General features: G+C 30.9%; 17 protein-coding genes. 3 read left to right on the top strand and 14 right to left on the bottom strand.

All coding sequences use genetic code 11. The features are described 5' to 3' along the window. From CLOCEL_RS08795 to rsmH, 5 genes are read right to left on the bottom strand one after another with little or no spacing between them, the layout of a single operon-like run. A complete protein-coding gene (locus tag CLOCEL_RS08795; RefSeq protein WP_013291691.1) occupies window positions 1-1,380 on the bottom strand; it encodes a UDP-N-acetylmuramoyl-tripeptide--D-alanyl-D-alanine ligase in 1,380 nt (459 codons plus the stop codon). Further along, window positions 1,381-2,826: a UDP-N-acetylmuramoyl-L-alanyl-D-glutamate--2,6-diaminopimelate ligase gene (locus CLOCEL_RS08790; RefSeq protein ID WP_010077293.1), complete on the bottom strand. Its 1,446-nt coding sequence runs from the start codon at window positions 2,824-2,826 to the stop codon at window positions 1,381-1,383. Between the two features lie 52 nt (window positions 2,827-2,878). Beyond that, window positions 2,879-5,077 (bottom strand): stage V sporulation protein D, encoded by a 2,199-nt coding sequence (locus CLOCEL_RS08785; RefSeq protein WP_010077294.1) that lies wholly within the window; start codon window positions 5,075-5,077, stop codon window positions 2,879-2,881. A 22-nt stretch (window positions 5,078-5,099) separates the two neighbouring features. Next, the gene (locus CLOCEL_RS08780; protein ID WP_010077295.1) at window positions 5,100-5,594 is read right to left on the bottom strand and encodes a septum formation initiator family protein; all 495 of its coding nucleotides are present in this window, start codon (window positions 5,592-5,594) and stop codon (window positions 5,100-5,102) included. Window positions 5,595-5,641: 47 nt separating this feature from the next. After that, the gene (rsmH, locus tag CLOCEL_RS08775; protein WP_010077296.1) at window positions 5,642-6,577 is read right to left on the bottom strand and encodes a 16S rRNA (cytosine(1402)-N(4))-methyltransferase RsmH; all 936 of its coding nucleotides are present in this window, start codon (window positions 6,575-6,577) and stop codon (window positions 5,642-5,644) included. 568 nt (window positions 6,578-7,145) lie between these two features. On the opposite strand from rsmH, the gene ychF reads away from it, so the two are divergent. Beyond that, the gene (gene ychF, locus CLOCEL_RS08770) at window positions 7,146-8,243 is read left to right on the top strand and encodes a redox-regulated ATPase YchF (RefSeq protein WP_010077297.1); all 1,098 of its coding nucleotides are present in this window, start codon (window positions 7,146-7,148) and stop codon (window positions 8,241-8,243) included. A 38-nt stretch (window positions 8,244-8,281) separates the two neighbouring features. On the opposite strand, the gene CLOCEL_RS08765 is transcribed toward ychF, so the two are convergent. Together CLOCEL_RS08765 and deoC are read right to left on the bottom strand one after the other, a co-directional pair. After that, window positions 8,282-10,567: an AAA family ATPase gene (locus CLOCEL_RS08765; RefSeq protein ID WP_010077298.1), complete on the bottom strand. Its 2,286-nt coding sequence runs from the start codon at window positions 10,565-10,567 to the stop codon at window positions 8,282-8,284. A gap of 108 nt (window positions 10,568-10,675) precedes the next feature. Further along, window positions 10,676-11,353, bottom strand: a complete 678-nt coding sequence (gene deoC, locus CLOCEL_RS08760) for a deoxyribose-phosphate aldolase (protein WP_010077299.1) — start codon at window positions 11,351-11,353, stop codon at window positions 10,676-10,678. A gap of 176 nt (window positions 11,354-11,529) precedes the next feature. On the opposite strand from deoC, the gene CLOCEL_RS08755 reads away from it, so the two are divergent. Then, window positions 11,530-11,961, top strand: coding sequence for a hypothetical protein (locus CLOCEL_RS08755; protein ID WP_010077300.1), 432 nt, complete (start codon window positions 11,530-11,532; stop codon window positions 11,959-11,961). Window positions 11,962-12,137: 176 nt separating this feature from the next. Here CLOCEL_RS08755 and CLOCEL_RS08750 read toward each other — a convergent pair whose 3' ends face one another. Both CLOCEL_RS08750 and CLOCEL_RS08745 read right to left on the bottom strand, forming a co-directional pair. Next, window positions 12,138-12,836: a thioesterase II family protein gene (locus CLOCEL_RS08750; protein WP_010077301.1), complete on the bottom strand. Its 699-nt coding sequence runs from the start codon at window positions 12,834-12,836 to the stop codon at window positions 12,138-12,140. A 159-nt stretch (window positions 12,837-12,995) separates the two neighbouring features. Beyond that, window positions 12,996-15,548, bottom strand: coding sequence for a calcium-translocating P-type ATPase, PMCA-type (locus CLOCEL_RS08745; protein WP_010077302.1), 2,553 nt, complete (start codon window positions 15,546-15,548; stop codon window positions 12,996-12,998). Window positions 15,549-15,749: 201 nt separating this feature from the next. Between CLOCEL_RS08745 and CLOCEL_RS08740 the strand changes: the two genes are divergently transcribed. Further along, window positions 15,750-17,396: a putative manganese-dependent inorganic diphosphatase gene (locus CLOCEL_RS08740; RefSeq protein WP_010077303.1), complete on the top strand. Its 1,647-nt coding sequence runs from the start codon at window positions 15,750-15,752 to the stop codon at window positions 17,394-17,396. A gap of 42 nt (window positions 17,397-17,438) precedes the next feature. Here CLOCEL_RS08740 and CLOCEL_RS23090 read toward each other — a convergent pair whose 3' ends face one another. From CLOCEL_RS23090 to CLOCEL_RS08725, 5 genes are all read right to left on the bottom strand, one after another. Continuing rightward, window positions 17,439-17,597 (bottom strand): hypothetical protein, encoded by a 159-nt coding sequence (locus CLOCEL_RS23090; RefSeq protein WP_010077304.1) that lies wholly within the window; start codon window positions 17,595-17,597, stop codon window positions 17,439-17,441. Window positions 17,598-17,802: 205 nt separating this feature from the next. Then, complete coding sequence (locus CLOCEL_RS08735) at window positions 17,803-18,570, bottom strand: flagellar basal-body rod protein FlgG (protein WP_010077305.1); 768 nt, start codon at window positions 18,568-18,570, stop codon at window positions 17,803-17,805. A gap of 15 nt (window positions 18,571-18,585) precedes the next feature. Further along, window positions 18,586-19,350 carry a flagellar basal-body rod protein FlgF gene (gene flgF / locus CLOCEL_RS08730; RefSeq protein WP_010077306.1) on the bottom strand — a complete coding sequence of 255 codons (765 nt, stop codon included), beginning with the start codon at window positions 19,348-19,350 and terminating at the stop codon, window positions 18,586-18,588. Continuing rightward, a complete protein-coding gene (locus tag CLOCEL_RS23085) occupies window positions 19,347-19,511 on the bottom strand; it encodes a hypothetical protein (protein WP_010077307.1) in 165 nt (54 codons plus the stop codon). Before CLOCEL_RS23085 ends, flgF begins: the two co-directional genes overlap by 4 nt. A 35-nt stretch (window positions 19,512-19,546) precedes the next feature. Further along, window positions 19,547-20,125, bottom strand: a complete 579-nt coding sequence (locus CLOCEL_RS08725; RefSeq protein WP_010077308.1) for a helix-turn-helix domain-containing protein — start codon at window positions 20,123-20,125, stop codon at window positions 19,547-19,549. Window positions 20,126-20,129: the final 4 nt, after the last annotated feature.

The following is a 20,129-nucleotide window of genomic DNA, read 5'->3' as shown; positions in this document are numbered from 1 at the left end:
CTATTCTCCTTCATTTGTCGTAAAAATTTTCAAGGCTTCAACTATAGTTTCAAATTTCATACTTCTTGACGCCTTAACAAGAATTATATCTTCTTCTCTAATTTCTGAAGTTAGATATGCTATTGCCCCTTCCTTTTCTGCTAGTTCTATACTACTATTTTTATTATTAAATCCCTCTGAATATGCTTTTGCAAATTCGCCAATAGCAATTAGAATATCTACAGAATTTTCTTTAGCAAAAATTCCCATTTCTTTATGATATTCAAAAGAATTTTCTCCAAGTTCCTTCATAGTACCAACAACTGCTATTCTTCTTTTACCTTTTAAATTCTTCATAACTTCAATAGCAGCTTTCATTGAATCTGGACTAGCATTATAGGTGTCATTGATTATAGTTATACCTTTATTTTTTTCTATATCAAGTCTCATAGAAGTGGCTTCTATATTCAAAAATCCTTTATTTATTAACTGATCCTCAACGCCAAGTTCTCTAGCACAAGCTATGGCTAAAAGTGCATTTGATATATTATGCTTTCCTGGCATTGGAATATAAAACTTTGATTCATTAAGCTTAAATTCACAAGAATCTTCTTTTAAGACTAAACTTTCCCCTTTAAGGTCAATATTTTTATCATCAGAAATACTTGCTTTTATTAACCTATACTCTGCTTTATCTATAGTTGATAAATATTGATCATCATGGTTTACAATTAAAAGATTTTCTTTTCCAAAATAAGTAGTTATCTCCATTTTAGCTTTTAAAATATTCTCTCTAGTCTTTAAGTTTTCAATATGAGAGATACCTATATTTGTGATAACTCCTAAATCTGGTCTAGCTACATCTGAAAGCCTTTGGATTTCAAAAAGATCACTCATACCCATTTCTAATACTGCCACATCGTAAGTGTTATCTAAATTAAAAATCATCAGTGGAAGTCCTATTTCATTATTAAAATTTCCCTTTGTCTTAAAGACTTTTAATTTTTCACTTAATGCTGCTGCAATCAAGTCCTTTGTTGAAGTTTTACCTGTAGAACCGGTAACCCCTATAACTTTTATATCTAACTTATTTCTATAATATTTAGCAAGCTGCATAAGTGCTTTTTTTGTATTCTCTACTAGGACAATAGCTGATTTATTTAAGACCTCTGCCTCTGTATATGCTATTTTATCAATTATACAAAGCTCTGCGCCTTTATTTATAGCTTCAACAACAAAATCATTGCCATCAAAGTTTTCTCCTTTAATAGCTATATAAATACATCCTTTTTCAAGCTTTCTTGTATCAATACTTACAAGATTAAATGAAGTTTTAGGACCATTGATTATTAGGTTACCTTCTGTTGCTTTTAAAACTTCCTCTAAGGTAATATTCTCCATCTAAAACAGCTCCTTTATTAATTCATCTATAACTATTCTTTCATCGAAATCTATTGTTTTATCTTTTAATACTTGATAATCTTCGTGCCCTTTTCCAGCCACTACAATTATATCACCATTTTTAGCTGTCTTCATTGCAAGCTTAATAGCTTTTCTTCTATCTTCTTCAACCAAATAATTATCTTTTTTTATTCCAGATACTACTTGCTTAATAATCTCGCTAGGTTCTTCCGATCTAGGGTTATCAGAAGTTATAATAGCTATATCACTATTTTCACTTCCTATTCCACCCATTATGTGTCGTTTTGAATTATCTCTATCTCCACCGCAACCAAAAACACTTATTAGTCTTCCATCAGTAAATTCCCTTGCAGTTTTCAATATCTTTAAAAGACTATCTGGAGTATGAGCATAATCTACAATTATCTCAAACCCTAGATTTCTACCTTGTGTCACTATCTCACATCTTCCTGGTACAGCCTTTAAAGAATCCAATCCCTCTTTTATTACTTTTAGATGAACTCCTTCTTTTAATATTGATCCTATACAGCCTAAAGCATTCTGAATATTATATTTTCCTGGTATATTAATATTAAATATTTCCTTTTCCCCATTATACTCTAATTCAAAAGTAGAACCTCTAGAAGTTAAATTTATATTTTCAGCCTTTAAATCAGCATTTTTATCGATAGCATAAGTAAGCTTTTCCTGAGTTTTATCTGCTAAAGCCACACCATAATCATCATCTAAATTGATAATAGAACTTTTACTAACTGTAAAAAGCTTTGCCTTAGAATTAAAATAATTTTCTAAAGTTTTGTGGTAATCTAAATGGTCTTGAGTTAAATTAGTGAATATTCCTGAGTTAAATTCTATCCCATAAACTCTGTCTAAATCTAATGAATGAGAAGAAACCTCCATAACACAATAATCTACCCCTGCTTCTGTCATATCATTAAAAAGTTTAAATAACTCCAAAGATTCTGGAGTAGTTCTTTCAGCTTTTAGCTTCTTATCACCTATGTAATTTGCAATAGTTCCAATTAATCCAACCTTGAAGCCTGCTTTTTCTAAAATAGCCTTAAGCATAAAAACAGAAGTAGTTTTTCCGTTAGTTCCAGTAACACCGATGATTTTCAATCTTCTTTCTGGGTTATTATAATAAACTGCACTAACCTTAGCTAAAGCTTTTCTAGTGTTTTTAACTTTAATTATAGTTACATCCTTATAGGCAGTAATATCTTTTTCACAGATTATAACATTTGCTCCAGAGTTTACTGCTTTTTCTGCAAAATTATGGCCGTCAACAGTGAAACCAGGTATACAAACAAAAACATCAGAAGAATTAACTTTTCTTGAATCATACTGAATTCCATTGATATCTACATCTATATCGCCATTTAAAACTTCATAATCTAAATCCTTTATTAATTCCTTTAAATTCATAAAATCACTCCTCTTTAAATAAGCACAATACGAAAACGTATTGTGCCTTTTACTAGTCTATTATATCCTCTAGTTTAAAGTTTATAGTACCTCCAATATTAATCTCTTTACCAGGATCAATACTTTGCTCTACAACTAAACCTTTACCTTCAAAGGTACCTTTTATCCCCAATGAATTAAGTAATTCTGTTGCTTTTTCCTTTGATAATCCATCAAAATCAGGAACTACTACTACTTTATTATAGGTACTTGAATCACCGGTGTAAAGTATAACTTTATCCCCTTCCTTCATAGTATATCCTGGCTTTGGTGTTATATCACTTACAACATTTCCTTTATCCTCTATGTCATAAGTCAAATTATTTTTCTTTAAAATCTTTATAGCCTCTTCCTTTTCAAGTCCCCTTATCTCCGGTACAATTACATTATTCTTGAGGCTTTGCTCAACTTCCTCATCTGAAGCATCAGATTTTATATCTAAATAATTAAATATATCATTAAAAAGCTTTTGAGCTACTGGTGCCGCAATTTGTCCAGCATAATAATTTGAAGGGTCTGGTTCTAAAATTTGAATCATCACTGTAACTTTAGGATTATCAGCTGGAGCCATCCCTGCAAAAGAAGCAAGATATTTTCCAGTGGCATATCCTCCACCTGGTTGTGGTATCTGAGCTGTACCAGTTTTTCCTCCAATATGTTGACCTGCAATATAAGATTTCTTTGCACCACCCTCTGAAACAACCTGTTCTAAATATCCTCTAAGTTCTTGGGTTTTTTCTTTACTAAAAACTCTTTTATTAACTCCACTATCAAAAGTTTTCACGACTTGAGGATTATCTTGACCTGGAGTCTTTATTTCTTTTAAAACATGTGGCGTTATAAAAGTTCCACCGTTAGCGACAGAATTAAAGGCTGCCATATATTGAATCATTGAAGCAGTATTCGCTTGACCAAAAGATATCGTTGCCACATCAACAGTTGTCATTTTGTTTGCAGGTCTAACTATTCCTGCTGATTCCCCTGGAAGGTCTATTCCTGTCTTGTTTCCGAAATTCGCTTGTTTGATATATTTATATAATTTTTCTGGACCAAGTTCTGCACCTATTTTTGAGAATCCAGTATTACAAGAATCCTTCAGTATATCCACAAAAGTTTCACTTCCATGCCCAGTTCTTTTCCAACAGTGAATTATTCTGCCACCTACCTCAAAACTACCACTACAATTAGCAATAAATTGATCCCCTGAAGAAATAAGATTTTCCTCAAGTGCTCCCATAGCAGTTATAACCTTAAAAATAGACCCAGGCTCATAAGCATCACTAACAGCCCTATTTCTCCAAGATTTTTGGAGTTCTTCAAAGCTCATTCCTTCTATCCATGGTGAATTTGGGTCATAGCATGGAGTGTTGGCCATAGCTAAGATTTCTCCATTATTAGGATCCATGACAATGATACTTACAGCTTTTGCACTATTATCATTTTGAGCTTCCTTTGCGTATTTCTCTGCAAAAGCTTGGATCTTTGAATCAATAGTTAAAACAACATCATTACCTTCAACTGGTGCTACATATTTTGAAATATTATATGGAACCTCTTTTTTTAGCAAATCTTTTTCTTCTAAAATTATTCCTGGTTCACCAGCTAAATACTTATTATAATAAAGCTCAACCCCTGTAAGACCTACGCCATCAGAATTTGTATGACCGATAACTTGTGACGCAAATACTCCGTTAGTATAATACCTTTTAGTATCTGGTGATACTAAAATTCCACTAGCAGCATATCTCTGTATCACTTCTTTTACCGAATCAGCAACACTAGGCTCTATTCTTCTTTTTAGTATTGCGTAACCTATATTCTTTCCATCCGGACCTTTCTGTGTCATTGTTTTAAGCACAGATTCTTTTGAAATTGATAAAACCTTGCCAAGATCATCAGCAAGAACCTCAAGAGTATACTTTTCCTCCCTTAGGTCAGCACGAATAGCATTTAAATCTAAATCTACTCTATATACATTTCCACTAACCGCAAGTTCATTGCCATTTCGATCGAGAATTGTCCCTCTTTTGGCATCTATTTTTACTCTACTCGTCCATTGCTTTGTCGCAAGGTTTTTATAGTATTCACCATTTATTATCATTACCCTAATCATATAGTATATTAACACTATTGCAAGTACTGAAAAAATACCAAGTATTATAATCATCCTCCGTTTTAATATGTATTTATCCGTAAATACTTTTTTGGACAAATTATAATCCTCCCTAATAGAATTAATCTAATAGGCTGCTAATAAAACTCTTTCCTTCTTCGTTTGCTTTATCTAAATCTGGTTCAAAATAACTTTTACTAAAATCGACTTTTATATAACTTTTTTCATTAGGCTTAATCATATTAAGAGTGTTAACAGCTTTATCTCTAACTAACTGTTCATCATTAAATTTTACAAGCTGTATTCTAAGATTTTCATTATTCTTTTTCATCTCTAAAAGAGCATTATAACTCTCATTGTAGCTTTGTTGTAGTTGATACACTCTTGAGTAACCGAAAACTACAGAAAAGCCCATAATAAATGTAAATAAAATGGTCAATAGTACCGTTGCTCTTTCTTTTAATCTCAGTTCCTTTTCCAGTTTTCTTTTTAATAGTTCTTCTTTATTGTCCTTTTCTTCTTTAACGGGCTTTTTGATTATTATTTCCTCTTCCGTTCTCTGAGGATTTAACGCTGTATTACCTTTAATTAATGTTTCCCTCTCCGTTACTAACAATCTTATTCACCTCCACCATTATATATTACACTTCTTATTTAAGATGATTACATAATTTTTTCTGCTACTCTTAACTTTGCACTTCTACTTCTTGGATTATATTCTAATTCTTCTGCACTTGCTTCAATTGGTTTTCTAGATATTATCTTCACCTTAGGCTTCCTATTGCAAATACATATTGGAAACTCCTTAGGGCAAGTGCATGGATTTGCTTGTTCTTTATAAATATTTTTTACTATCCTATCTTCTAAAGAGTGGAAAGTTATTATGCATATCCTACCATCTAAGGCCAGCTTATCTATTCCATCATTAATAGCTTTATCTAATATTTCAAGTTCTTTATTAACTTCTATTCGAATAGCTTGGAAAGTTCTTTTAGCTGGATGTGGTCCTTCTCTTCTAGCCTTTGCAGGTATCGCATTCTTAATTATTTCAACTAATTGAAATGTAGTTTCTATAGTTTTTTCATTTCTATTTTTTACAATAAAGCTTGCTATTCTTTTAGCAAACTTTTCTTCTCCATAATCTCTGATTATCTTAAATAGCTGTTCCTCACTATATGTATTAACTATGTCATAAGCAGAAAAATCTCTTTCTTGGTTCATTCTCATATCTAAAGGAGCATCCTTCATATAACTAAATCCTCTTTCAGCAACATCAAGTTGATGAGAAGATACCCCTAAATCCATAAGAATTCCATCTACTTTATCTATGTTAAGGTTTTCTAATATTTCTCCAATGTTATGAAAATTATCATGAACATAAGTTACATTATTATAGTCCTTTAATTTTTCTTTAGCAGCATTTATAGCATTAGTATCTTGATCTATACCTATAAGTCTACCTTCTGAAGTCAGCTGTTTTACAATCTCAAAGGAATGTCCTGCACCGCCTAGGGTACAATCAACATAAATTCCATCAGGTTTTATAGAAAGACCTTCTATACATTCCTCTAATAAAACAGATACGTGTTTAAATTCCATCTTTAGTCTCCATTCTTTCCTATGCAAAATATTGCACTTAGTTTCTTATTCTATAATATAGTTAAAACTCCTTCTTATCAATGCTAACTTTATAAGTTTTTTTATATTTTTTTAAATTTGCCCTAACTTTTTATTCAATTTTCTTATTTTCCCTTTATTTCTGATATAATTCTTCGCAAATTGTCCTCTTACGACTAAAGCAAAACAATAATTTTGTTAGTTTTTATGTTTTTATGGAAATGATTCCAATGTATTATTTATGAAAATATGCCATATAGAGTTCTATAATACTTCTACATTAAACCTATACACAGTTTATAAATCAATATAAATTTCTAATAATGTTTCTACGTCAAATACATATACCATTTATGCAATCTATGTAAATTCTTAATCTCAATATATATTTTCCCATTGATTTTACTAAAATCAATCGCTGAAATTTTGATAAATAAGTTAAAAATTAGTGGTTAGTATATATAATAGCTATTTTTATTTGAAAAAATTAAACATGTAATATATAATTATACTTTGGATAACAAAAGTATTTTGTGAAGGGATGTCAAAGATGAAATTAGGAATTGTAGGACTGCCAAACGTAGGAAAAAGTACACTTTTTAATGCTATAACTAAAGCGGGCGCTGAATCAGCAAATTATCCTTTCTGTACCATCGAACCAAATGTAGGTGTGGTAAATGTTCCAGATAAAAGATTGGATGTTTTAGAAAAAATATATAACACTAAAAGAAAAGTATATGCAAACGTAGAATTTTATGATATTGCAGGTCTAGTTAAAGGTGCCTCCAAGGGTGAAGGATTAGGAAATAAATTCTTATCTCACATAAGAGAATCCGCAGCTATCTGCCATGTGGTTCGTTGTTTTGAAGATGAAAATGTTGTTCATGTAGAGGGTACTGTCGACCCAGTTCGTGATATTGAAATAATCACTCTAGAACTTATTTTCGCAGATATCGAAGTTCTAGAAAGAAGAATGGAAAAATCAATAAAACTTGTACGTTCTGGAGATAAAAAAGCTAAAGGTGAATATGAGCTTATGGAAAGATTAAAAGTCCATCTCGAAGCAAACAAACCAGCTCGTACTCTTGAAGTAGCTGAAGAAGAAGAAGAGTTTGTAAAATCATTATTTTTAATCACTTCAAAACCAGTTTTATATGCTGCAAATATTTCTGAAGATGATTTATTAAACGGTGATGATGATAATGACTATGTTAAAAGAGTTCGAGAATATGCTGCAGCAGAAAATTCTGAAGTTATGGTTGTATGCGCTAACCTTGAAGAACAACTTTCTGGCCTTAGTGAAGAAGAACAACTTGAAATGCTTGGAGAATATGGACTTACCGAATCTGGACTTGATAAACTGATTAGAACAAGCTATAAGCTTTTAGGATTAATGAGCTATTTAACCGCTGGTGTTCAAGAAGTTAGAGCTTGGACTATTCAACAAGGTACAAAAGCTCCAGCAGCAGCTGGAAAAATCCATTCTGATATTGAAAGAGGATTTATAAGAGCTGAAATAGTTTCATATGATAAACTAGTAGAATGTGGTTCTGAAGCAATTGCTAAAGAAAAAGGACACTACAGACTTGAAGGAAAAGAATATGTGATGCAAGATGGCGATGTAGTAAACTTCAGATTCAATGTATAAATATAAAAATTGTAGATAGATAATCTATCTACAATTTTTTACCGCATAAATACATCAAGTTGATCCTTAAGTTTCTTTATTACTCCTTGATAATCTAAATTATCGTTACAGAGCATTACCTCAATAGCGTCTCTTATATCCTTCATAACAAAAATTTTAAAGTCTCCTCTTAAAATACAATCTTCAACCTCTTTGTTTAATATTACAGAATCCTTATTTATATATGGTATAAGTACACCTTTATTATAAACATTATCAATCAACTTACAAACCTTGTAGAAGCCTTCTATTTTCTCATTTACACCACCAATAGGCTGTATATTTCCAAACTGGTCAAGAGATCCTGTGACTGCAATATTCTGTTTTACAGGAATCTTACTTAAAGCTGAAATCATAGATATAAATTCTGCCACTGAAGCACTATCTCCTTCAAGCCTTCCATAAAGTTGTTCAAATGAAAGATAAAAATTTACTGGAAGTGTATAATATATTTCTAATAAGTTATACAAACATCCCTTTAAAATGCTTACAGATTTTCTGTGTATTCCCCCACTTAAATTATTTTCTTTTTGAATATCTACAATCGTACCTTCACCTCTAAAACAAGAACAAGTAATTTTTATTGGTTTTCCAAAGCTAAAATATCCACTATTTATAACAGACAACCCATTTATTTGTCCTACCCTACATCCATTAGTCTCTATGAGAATTCGGTGGTTTTTATATTCTTGTAAATATTCTTTTTCTAATAAATCTTCATTATATGCAGCATCTAAAATATCTTTTTGAGATATTTTACTCCTATTTTCTTTTTGTGCATTAAAATTAGCTATAGATAATATTCTATCAACCTCATCATAATCAAAAAGGAGCTTTCTTCTATCTTCACACTTTCTTGCTAAATATTTAGCAAGTTCTTTTAATGCTTTATTATCTTGCAATTTTATATTGTTTTCTTCTTCAAATTTATTAGTAACACTGATGAAACAATCTAAAACTTCTTTATCAAGCTCTACATATGGATTACATTCTGTCTTTATTTTAAACAAATGTTTAAAATCCTCATCATAATTAAAAAGAACATCATAAGTATAATAGTCTCCAATCAAAAGAACCTTTACATTCACTGGGATAGGCTCAACCTCTGGAGAATTTAAATAAAAAAGTTCTAGACTTGATCTATTAATTGATATATCTGCTTTTCCATTTAAAAGTATATTTTTAAACTTGTGATATGAATTAGGATATTTAAGAAGATTTGAAGTTCTGATAATAATACATCCTTCATTAGCTTTTAGGATATCCCCTGCCTTTATCATCGATATATCTGTAACATAGTTACCATTTTGATTTTCATATTCAATAGTCCCTACTAAATTACTAATTGATGCATCTTCAACATAAATAACTGGTGGTTCTTCATTGTTACTATTATCGACTAAGACATTTATCATATATCTATAAATAACTTCAGAAATCTTCTCTTCATCATCATCATAACTTAAAGTATAATTTTCAATTAATTCTTTAATAGCATTTTCATAAATAAACTCAAGATATTGAAACCCTTGCTCTTCATCAGAAAATAATTCTGTATATTCGTCTCTTTCCTTCTTTAATTCTGTATCATAATACTCTTTCATGATGACTTTTATTTTTTCTATCTCACCATTTTCAAGCTGAGAAATTTTTATAAGAATTTCTTTAGCCTCACTTTTCAATTTATCCATCTTTTTTGTTAGTCCTGTTCTTCTTCCTACTGGTAATTCTTCAAATTCCTTTTCTGTAATTTGTTTTCCCTCAAGCATAGGCATAAATGAAAAACCATACTGGGTTATTTTAAGATCAAAACCTTCCTTTTCTGAATGAGAAACTAAATCAGCTAATAATAAATTTTTATTTTCCTGAAGTTCTTGTAGGATTTTCTCTTTTTTCTCATCAGTTGTATTATTATAAAAATCTATAGTCACTTCATGAATCGTCTTCTGTAATTTTTCAACTGTAGCCTTTAAGAGGTTACCATTTCCACTCTTTAAGAACATATACTTTGGCTTTCTTTCATCTAAATAAGTAACGTAGCAAATATCCTTCGGACTTTCTTTCCCCTTATAAAATTCACTTATCCGATTTGTAAGATACTGAATTTTATTATTAGTGAACTCATCAATTAGGTATACATTATATCCAGTCTTATTAATATTAAGTGCCATTTTTATGTCTTTTATTGATTTAATATACTCAGGATTACAATTATTATTACCAACATCCTTTGTATCAAAAGTAAAATCATAAATAACTTCCTTGCTATCAAGTTGTCGTATCATATTTGTCCCCCCTTCCCTATTTAATATATAAATATTCAAATTTAAGTAACAAATGTATAAAAAATAAAAGCAGTAAGAAGTTTTTATACTTTCTTACCACTTTTTCTTTTAATAATCGCTCTCTTTATTGTTATCTCCAGTTACTATAGCTATAGATGCGGAAGCTCCTATCCTTGATGCTCCTGCCTCTATAACATTCTTAGCATCCTCATATGTTCTAACTCCACCTGAGGCTTTTACACCGATATTAGGACCAACAGTTTTTCTCATTAGTGCAATATCTTCTTTGGTTGCACCACCTTTAGAAAATCCTGTTGATGTCTTAACATAATCAGTACCTGCTTCAACTGCTAATTTACAAATGATCTCTTTCTCTTCGTCAGTTAGTAAACAAGTTTCAATAATTACCTTTGATAAAGCTTTACCTTTAGCTTCTTTTGTAACAGCTTCAATATCAGCCTTTACGCCTTCATAATCTTTATCTTTTAATTTTCCTATATTAATTACCATATCCACTTCGTGAGCACCCTTTAGAATAGCATCCCTAGTTTCAAAAGCTTTTACTTCCTTTGTATTCGCACCTAGAGGGAAACCTATTACTGTACAAACCTTTACAGAACTTCCTTTAAGTTCTTCTGCTGCTAAGGCTACAAAAGTTGGATTAACACAAACTGATGCAAAATTATATTCCTTTGCTTCTCTGCAAAGAGTAATAACTTCTTCCTTTGTTGCCTCTGGCTTTAATAATGTATGGTCTATAATTTCTGCTATTTTTTGATTTTTCATCATTTTTCCTCCTGTCTTTAGCTATATGTATTTTATCCTAATAACTAGTGTAATACAAGTTTTTTAGCCACATATCCAAATAAAATTATAGTTTTGATTTTTAAATGTATGTGATATAATGATTTCGTATTATGTGTAATCATATTATGTATCAAATGTGTAAAGGAGTTATATCTATGGGTTTCATGCAAAAAATAACCGAATACTCTCAAAATTCTTACTTGAAAAAATATGGTGATAGGTTAACCCAAGCTCAAGGGAAGGTTTTATCAATTAAGGTTGAAACGAAAACTGTCCTTTGGATTTTTCATAAAATAAAAGCAACTGTCGTGATAAAACCTGATTATTCTAAAAATATAGTGACTGGTGTTTATACAAAGCAAAAGTGGTTTAAAAAACCTGAATTTATGAATGTTCAAAATGGCCATTCTGTAATATTACAAGGTCTAAAGGGTGATGGCAAAAATAAAAAGAATAAAAATGAAGGTACCTTCAAAGAAACTATTTCTATCATCAATATAAGGAATTTCACAACTAGAAAAGATCTTGTTCCTAACGATGCACCTTTCGAAATGCCTAAGATGCAACAAAAAGTAAGACATAAATAAAAGAGCTGCCGCACTAAGTGATTAGTGCGTGGCTCATTTTTTTATTCCAAGAATTAAAAAGACTGAGGACTAGAGTTTTTGCCCACTAGCACCACAGCCCATTTATAATTATCAACACCAGAAACTAATTTAACATGAAACTTAAATAATTCAAATTACATTCTTTAATAAGTCCTCTACTTTAAAGTAGCGTTTATTATCTCAATAACTTCTTCTAGTTTATCATTTATGAAAAAATGACCACCATTAAAGGTATATATCTTACATTGATCTGCTGCATGGTTCTTCCATGCTAAAATTCCTTCTTCATCGATATCATCTTTATCTCCATTGAGTACTGAGATATTACACTTAATTTTACTCATAACTTCTAATTTGTAAGCCTCTACAAGTTTAAAATCATTACGTAAGATTGGTAAAATAAAGTCCATCAATTCTTTGCTTTCTGTAACCTCTTTTGGAGTTCCCCCAAGTTCAATGATTCTACTAATAAACTGCTCATTAGGCAACATATGTATATTCCCTTCTTTTCTTTTAGCACTAGGAGCTTGTCTCCCCGAGAAAAACATATGTATCGGCAATTTATTTCCTTCTACGTTAATCCTATTATACAATTCATAGGCTAACATACTTCCCATACTATGTCCATAAACAGCATATTTATTATCCTTAATCTTATCTTTAATTTGATCATATATATCATCTATTGCTTCACTTACATCCTTATAAAATCCTTCATCGTATCTTTTCCCTCTGCCTTTTAGTTCTATAGGACAGAGTTCTATTTGCGGATCTAGTAGTCCTTTCCACTTATAAAATCCTATATCTGACCCACCTGCATATGGAATGCAAAACAATATTATTTTCTTCTGCATTAGTTTTCTCCTCATAATATTAAAGTTTAATCTTTAGTTTATTATATCATTTTTTTATATCTTATAAAGTATCTTTTCCTCTTTTGCCTTTATTTAAGATTATTTTCATTTTAAAACATCTGACTTGCAAGCTTTTAACAACTCAATGAATATACTTTTTTATTTATTATGTTTTCTTATAAACATATATACACTACTTATAAATGCTATTACTCCAGAAAAAAAGCCAATAATTGCCCATTGAGATAAATTTAAAGAAGAAGTATGGAAAATATTACTTAACATAGGTACATAAATAATTGATATAAGTAGTACTACAGAAATCAAAACTGAGGCTACTAAATAAAGATTATCTAAAATATTAATCTCAAATAATGAATTATTCTCACTTTTGCATTCAAAAACATGGATAAGCTGAGACATTATAAGAGTTCCTAGTGCTAAAGTTCTGCATGTTTTCAAATCGTATCCTTTATACATACCAACAATGAACGCTAATATTGTACATATTCCAATTAAGGTTCCTCTTATCATTATTTTTTCTTTTAATCCATTGGCAAATATACTTTCATTTTTTTGCCTTGGTTTTTGTAACATAGCTTCCTTATCTGAAGGATCCATTCCTAACGCAATAGCAGGAAGTCCATCAGTTGCCAAGTTAACTAATAAGATTTGGATAGGTAACAGTGGTGTCTCTAACCCATATACTGATGCTAAAAACATAGTAAGTACTTCGCCTAAATTACAAGATAAAAGATATCTTATAAACTTTCTTATATTAGAATATATTACCCTACCTTCTTCAACGGCAGATACTATTGTTGAAAAGTTATCATCTAGTAATATCATAGCCGCTGCTTCTTTTGTGACATCTGTTCCTGATATTCCCATGGAAATACCTATGTCTGATTCTTTTATTGCAGGTGCATCATTAACACCATCTCCAGTCATAGCAACAATATTTCCTTTTTTCTTAAAGCTCTTTACTATTCTGTATTTATGATGTGGACTTACCCTAGCAAAAATTTTTATTTTATCAGAAATCTTCATAAAATCTTCATCACTGATTTTATCTAATTCATCTCCAGTAATGACCTCATCTTTATCTTTGCATATAAGCAGCTCTTTTCCTATAGCATAAGCAGTATTTTTGTGATCTCCAGTAATCATAATAGGTTTTATACCTGCTCTTATACATTTTCTCACTGCTTCCTTTGCTTCTTTTCTTGGAGGGTCGATTATTCCTGTAATAGCAACAAAAACTAAGTCCTGCTCCATATTTTCTCTATTAACCTGCTTGCCAACTTTATACGCCCCTGCCAAACATCTTAATGCATTATCAGATAAAGCTTCTACAGCATCTTTAATTCCTCTTATATGTACATCAGTTATTGGCTTCACTTGCCCATCTATCATAATATACTTACATCTTGGCAGAACCCTCTCCGGAGCTCCCTTGACATAGCTAATATTTCCTTCTACATTTTTAAATAGTACAGACATCATTTTCCTATTAGAATCAAAAGGGATTTCAAAATACTTCTTGTAACCATTTAAGAAACCTCTCAAAGATTCTTTTTTCTGAAAGAATCCTTTAATTAGTGCAGTTTCCGTTGGATCACCAATTACAACTCTTTGCATATTCCCTTCATCAAAATTGTAATCACAGTCACAACATAAAGCAAAGATCTCCTTTAACCTTTCATGGGTTTGTACTGATACATCATCTATATCTTTAATTTTTCCATCTACATAGACTTTTTTAAGGGTCATTAGATTCTGTGTTAAAGTTCCAGTTTTATCAGTACATATAATAGAAGTACAACCCAAGGTTTCTACTGCTGGCAACTTTCTAATCAACGCATTTTTCTTAAGCATTCTTGATACCCCTAAGGCTAAAGCTACTGTTACTATTGCAGGAAGCCCCTCAGGAATAGCTGCTACAGCTAAAGAAACTCCTAGTAAAAACATATCATAAATATTTTTCCCCTTTAATATTCCCATTACAGTAACAACAATACAAATTAAAAGACATAATATAACCAATATTTTTCCTAGGTCTTCAAGTCGCTCTTTAAGAGGAGATTTCTCTTCTTGAATATTTTGAAGCATATGAGCAATCTTCCCCATTTCAGTGTTCATCCCCGTAGCTGTTATTACAGCTTCACCTTTACCTATAAGAACTGTAGTTGCCATATAAACCTTATTATTGTTACCAAGATTCTTTATAACACCAACGGATTCCCCTGTAAGCAATGCCTCATCGATGATAAGATTATTATTCTCCACTAAAGTGCAATCTGCTGGAATTCTATCTCCGCTTTCAATTATTATTAAGTCTCCAGGTACTAATAGTTCTGCATTTATAATTTGTAATTTTTCATCCCTTATAACCTTTGCTGTTGGTGCTGCCATTTGCTTCAGTGCTTCTAGAGATTTCTCTGTTCTAAATTCTTGGATAAAGCCCATTATAGCATTCATGATTACAATGAGTATTATCGTTATTGCATCGGCCCTATCTCCCATTATAGAAGAAATAATCGTAGCTCCTATTAAAACCCACACCATAAGATCATTGAACTGTCTAATAAATATTAAAATCGGTGATATGGATTTTTTATTTTCTATCTGGTTTTTTCCATACTTTTTAATCCTTTGCTCAGCTTCTTCACTGTTTAAACCATATTGTTTTATTCTATTATCATGGATCATTTTTTTCCCCCTTTGTTATAATAAATTAATACATTTATATGTTTATCAACCTACTTTTATGTAAGTATTAGGTTTCATTCTTCATAAATACTGAACAAAGTGTTTACAAACAATGTCTTTGACTATAAAATATAAAAGGATACTTATAGTTAACATAAAAATACATAGAATAAGTTTATCCGACACTTAGGAGGGAAAATGATGAAGGAAATAATTTACGTTAGCGGTCATAAAAATCCTGATTCCGACTCTATATGTGCAGCACTATCCTACGCTGAACTTAAAAATAGACAAGGAACTGGTAACGAATATGTTCCAATTAGACTAGGAGATATTAGTAGAGAAACTCAATTTATATTAGATCATTTTAATGTGGAGGCTCCAAAACTTATAAAAACTGTAAGACCTCAATTAAGTGATTTAGAAATTGATAAAGTTGCTTCAATTTCACCAGAAATCTCTGTTAAAATGGCATGGAGCAAAATGAAGGAATATGATGTTAAAAGTTTGCCTGTTACTGATGCTTCTGGCAAGTTATTAGGTCTTGCATCTGCTTCTAATTTAGTTTCAAATCATATGGATGAATGGGATAATAATATTCTTGCAAAGAGTAAAACAAAAATTAACAATATATTAGACACTCTTTCAGCTAAAATTATCTATTTACATAACGAAGATGCAGTTTACCCTGGAAAGCTTATGGTAGCTGCAATGCAGCCAGAATCAGCACAAGAACATATATCAGAAGGTGATATAGTAATTTGTGGAGATAGACGTGATGCTCAACTTACTATAATAGAAAATAAATGCTCACTTATGGTTATAACAGGAAATCATTCTGTAGAAGACGACGTTATAACTAAAGCAAAAGAACTTGGTACTAGTATTATTGTAACGCCTTATGATACATTCACAGCTTCAAGATTGATAATACAAAGTATTCCTATTAACTATATAATGGCTAAAGATAATATAGTTTCTTTTAGAAACGATAGCTTTATTGAGGACATCAAAGATACCATGTTAGAAACTAGATACAGAAGCTATCCTGTAGTTGGTGAATTTGATAAAGTAATTGGTACAGTATCAAGATATCATTTAATTTCACAAAAAAAGAAAAAGGTTATATTAGTTGACCATAATGAAAGAACTCAAGCTGTAGATGGTATAGAAGATGCAGAAATCGTTGAAATAGTAGACCATCATAGAGTAGCTAATATAGAAACAAGAAACCCTATATATTATAGATGTGAACCAGTTGGTAGTACGAGCACTATTGTTGCTAATTTATATTTTGCAAATAACATTGAAATACCAAAATGGGTAGCTGGTTTATTATTAGGTGCAATTATTTCTGATACTCTACTCTTAAAATCACCTACAACTACAGACATAGATAAACAAGTATTAAGCAGATTAGCAGAAATTGCTGATGTAGATGTTGAACATTTTGCTAAAGAAATGTTTAAAGCTGGAACTTCTCTTCAAGGTAAAACTTTAGACGAGATCTTCTATCAAGACTTCAAATCCTTCGTTATAAATGGACGTAAGGTTGGAGTAGGTCAAGTTAATACAATGGATATAGAAGGCTTTGAGCCAATGAAAAAAGATATGCTTGATTTAATGAATAAAACTGCTGATAATGAGAACTATAGTGCAATATTATTATTACTTACAGATATTTATGAAGAAAGTTCTTTAGTTCTTGCTACTGGTATAGAAAAAGATGTTGCTGCTGGTTCATTAGGCGTGACTCTTTCAAACAATGCAGGATATGCCCCTGGAGTAGTTTCTAGAAAAAAACAAGTTATTCCACCATTAACTTCTGCATTAGAATCTTTAAAATAAAAATAAAAGAAATCCTTTTTAAGGATTTCTTTTATTTTTATTTTAATCTAAAAGTTCTTTTAAAAGAATAGTCTTAATCAATATCATTGGCGAAGTCTTTTTTATAAAAGATTGTTCCTTTGGATTTAGATGCATTGGATATAGGTTAAAGGGATTAAATGAATAATGCCCAGGAAAAGTGAAAGGATTATTATTTTTCATATATAAACTCCTTGATTAAGTATTACAAGATTTCCATACTTAAACTTTGACTCATACTTATAAAATTTGTGAAAATTTATTTTTTAATAAGTCAAGATTAGAGTTAGAAAATCTATAGTCTATTCTAGTATATGAGAGATAACTATAAAATTACATAAAAAAAGTAGGAGAAATCTCCTACTTTTTATGTTCAAACCTTACGCTACTATCTACCTCTTATGTTGTTAACAATACCCCACATTTGGTCTCCTGTGGATAACACTTTAGAACTTAATTCAAAAGCTCTTTGTGTTACAATCATGTCTGTCATTTCTTTTGACATATCAACATTAGAATTTTCTAAATATCCTTGAAGGATATCTGTATTATTTTCTCTATAAACTTGCACTCCATCTTTTGGAACATATAAACTATCTGCAATTGACGAAAAAGAATCATTTCCTATAGCATTAAAAATTGGTATTCTACCAACAGTTCTAGCAGCTTCCCCTTCTTTTACTGTAATAGTTCCGTCTGGATTGACAGCAAAATTATTCGGATTAAATTTTACAGGTTGTCCATTAAATTCTATACTCAAATAATTTCCTTTATCATCACAAAGATCTCCGTTGGAATCTATTTTAAAGCTACCATTTCTTGTGTAAGCTTCTGTCCCATCCGCAGTAGTAATTTTAAAGAATCCTGGACCATCTAAAGCGAATTCAGTACTTACCTTGGTTTCTAAAAGAGAACCTTGTACATCATTTCTAATAGTACTTGCAAGCCTAGTACCTGTTCCTATAAGTAACTCTGTATCCTTACCTGAGTTAGGAGTACCTAATCTGTTATATGAATCATAAACCAAATCAGAGAAGTTACTTTGAAGCGCCCTATAGCCTGTTGTATTTACATTAGCTATATTATTTGAAATCGTATCTAATTTATTTTGTTGTGCGTTCATTGAACTTTTTGAATTCCAAAATAGACTTAACATTTTATCCTCCTAATGCTATCTTACAGATCCTAATTGATTCACTGATTTGCCAAGTGTCTCATCTAAAGTCTGAATAACTTTTTGATTTGTTTCAAATTCTCTATATACACTCATCATTTCTATCATACCATTTACAACATTAACATTTGACTTTTCTAAAGCCCTTTGTTTAACATTGAATTTTGTCGCTGCTGTAGGATTTCCACCTGAATATAGATTGTCTCCGTTTCTAACCAGTGTGTTTTTATCAGCAAAATCAACAACATCTAAATTATAAGCTACTTTGGTATTACCATTATCAACAGTAAGAACCCCATTATCCTTCACATCGATTTTACCGTTAGCAACATAAATTCTATTTCCGTTATTGCCCAGTAAATAATCTCCTTTGCTATTTACCATATACCCCTGAGGATCAACAGAAAAATTACCATCTCTTGTATAGAACTTATTTCCGTTCCTTTCAACAGTGAAAAAACCGTCTCCAAGTATAGCTAAATCCGTTTGTGAATCAGTACTCTCTAAAGTTCCTTGATTATAATCTGTATATGTTTCATCAAGTTCAACACCTAGAGATAAACCTCCTAGCTCATTTCTCACATGAGCTTCACCATTTTTTTTGCCTCTATTTTCTAAAAGTACTTGGTCAAAACTTTTGAGAATAAGATCATCTGACTTGTAGCCAACTGTATTGGCATTAGCTAGATTATTTGAAATTGAATTCATTCTTGCTTCCTTAGATATCATCCCTGAAAGGGAAGTATATAAAGCTCTTATCATTTCTTTTCCTCCTCGTTCACATCAACCTTCATCTCTGAAGGATACTCCATCCCCATAGCCCTTGCTTTTATCTCTACTTGTGTATCAGAATCCAGATAATAACTTCTATCAGTACCAAGAAGCAAAGCACCTAACAAAAGACCAATTCCAATCCCCAGCATTATTTTTCTATCCATTAATACAGAAAGAACTTTTTTTACCGTAAATAAAAACCTTTTATTAATTGTACTTCACCCTTTCCAATATTAAGAGTCTTGGCAATTTCATCTATTGATTTACCTGCCTCAATCATATCTCTTACTTCTTGTATCTTTTGATCATTTGTACTGTCATTACTATTATCGTCCAACAACTCATCCTTCTTTACATCTTTGACAGTAAATTCGTCTACTTCCTCATCTTCATATTCTAACCCATCGCTATCCAAGGCCACTTCATCATCTATAACATGATCGATAGTTTTATGATTCTCTTCAATTTCTATTCCAAGTACATCCTTACTTTCAAAATCTAATTTTTCCTCTTTATCTTCATTTACTGAGGCTTCATTCCCTTTATTAGAAATTTCAAACTTCAATTTTTCAATTTCACTTTGCAGTTCAAGGACTGTCTCCGCAAATTCTTTTCGTAATTGTCCTATTTCTAACTTGTAATCAGGAAGATTCTCCTTTGTTTCATCAAAGGTGTCCTTAAAGCTTTGTTTATCTTTATTTATCATTTTAACATTAAAGATTATTAAAAAAGTGCCGATTAATAAAATAAATAGTGTATTCATTTTA

The sequence above is a fragment of the Clostridium cellulovorans 743B genome, assembly GCF_000145275.1.
GTDB lineage: Bacteria > Bacillota > Clostridia > Clostridiales > Clostridiaceae > Clostridium_K > Clostridium_K cellulovorans.
The sequence above is the reverse complement of the archived record's forward strand: the minus strand, read 5'-3'. Positions and strand labels throughout refer to the sequence as shown.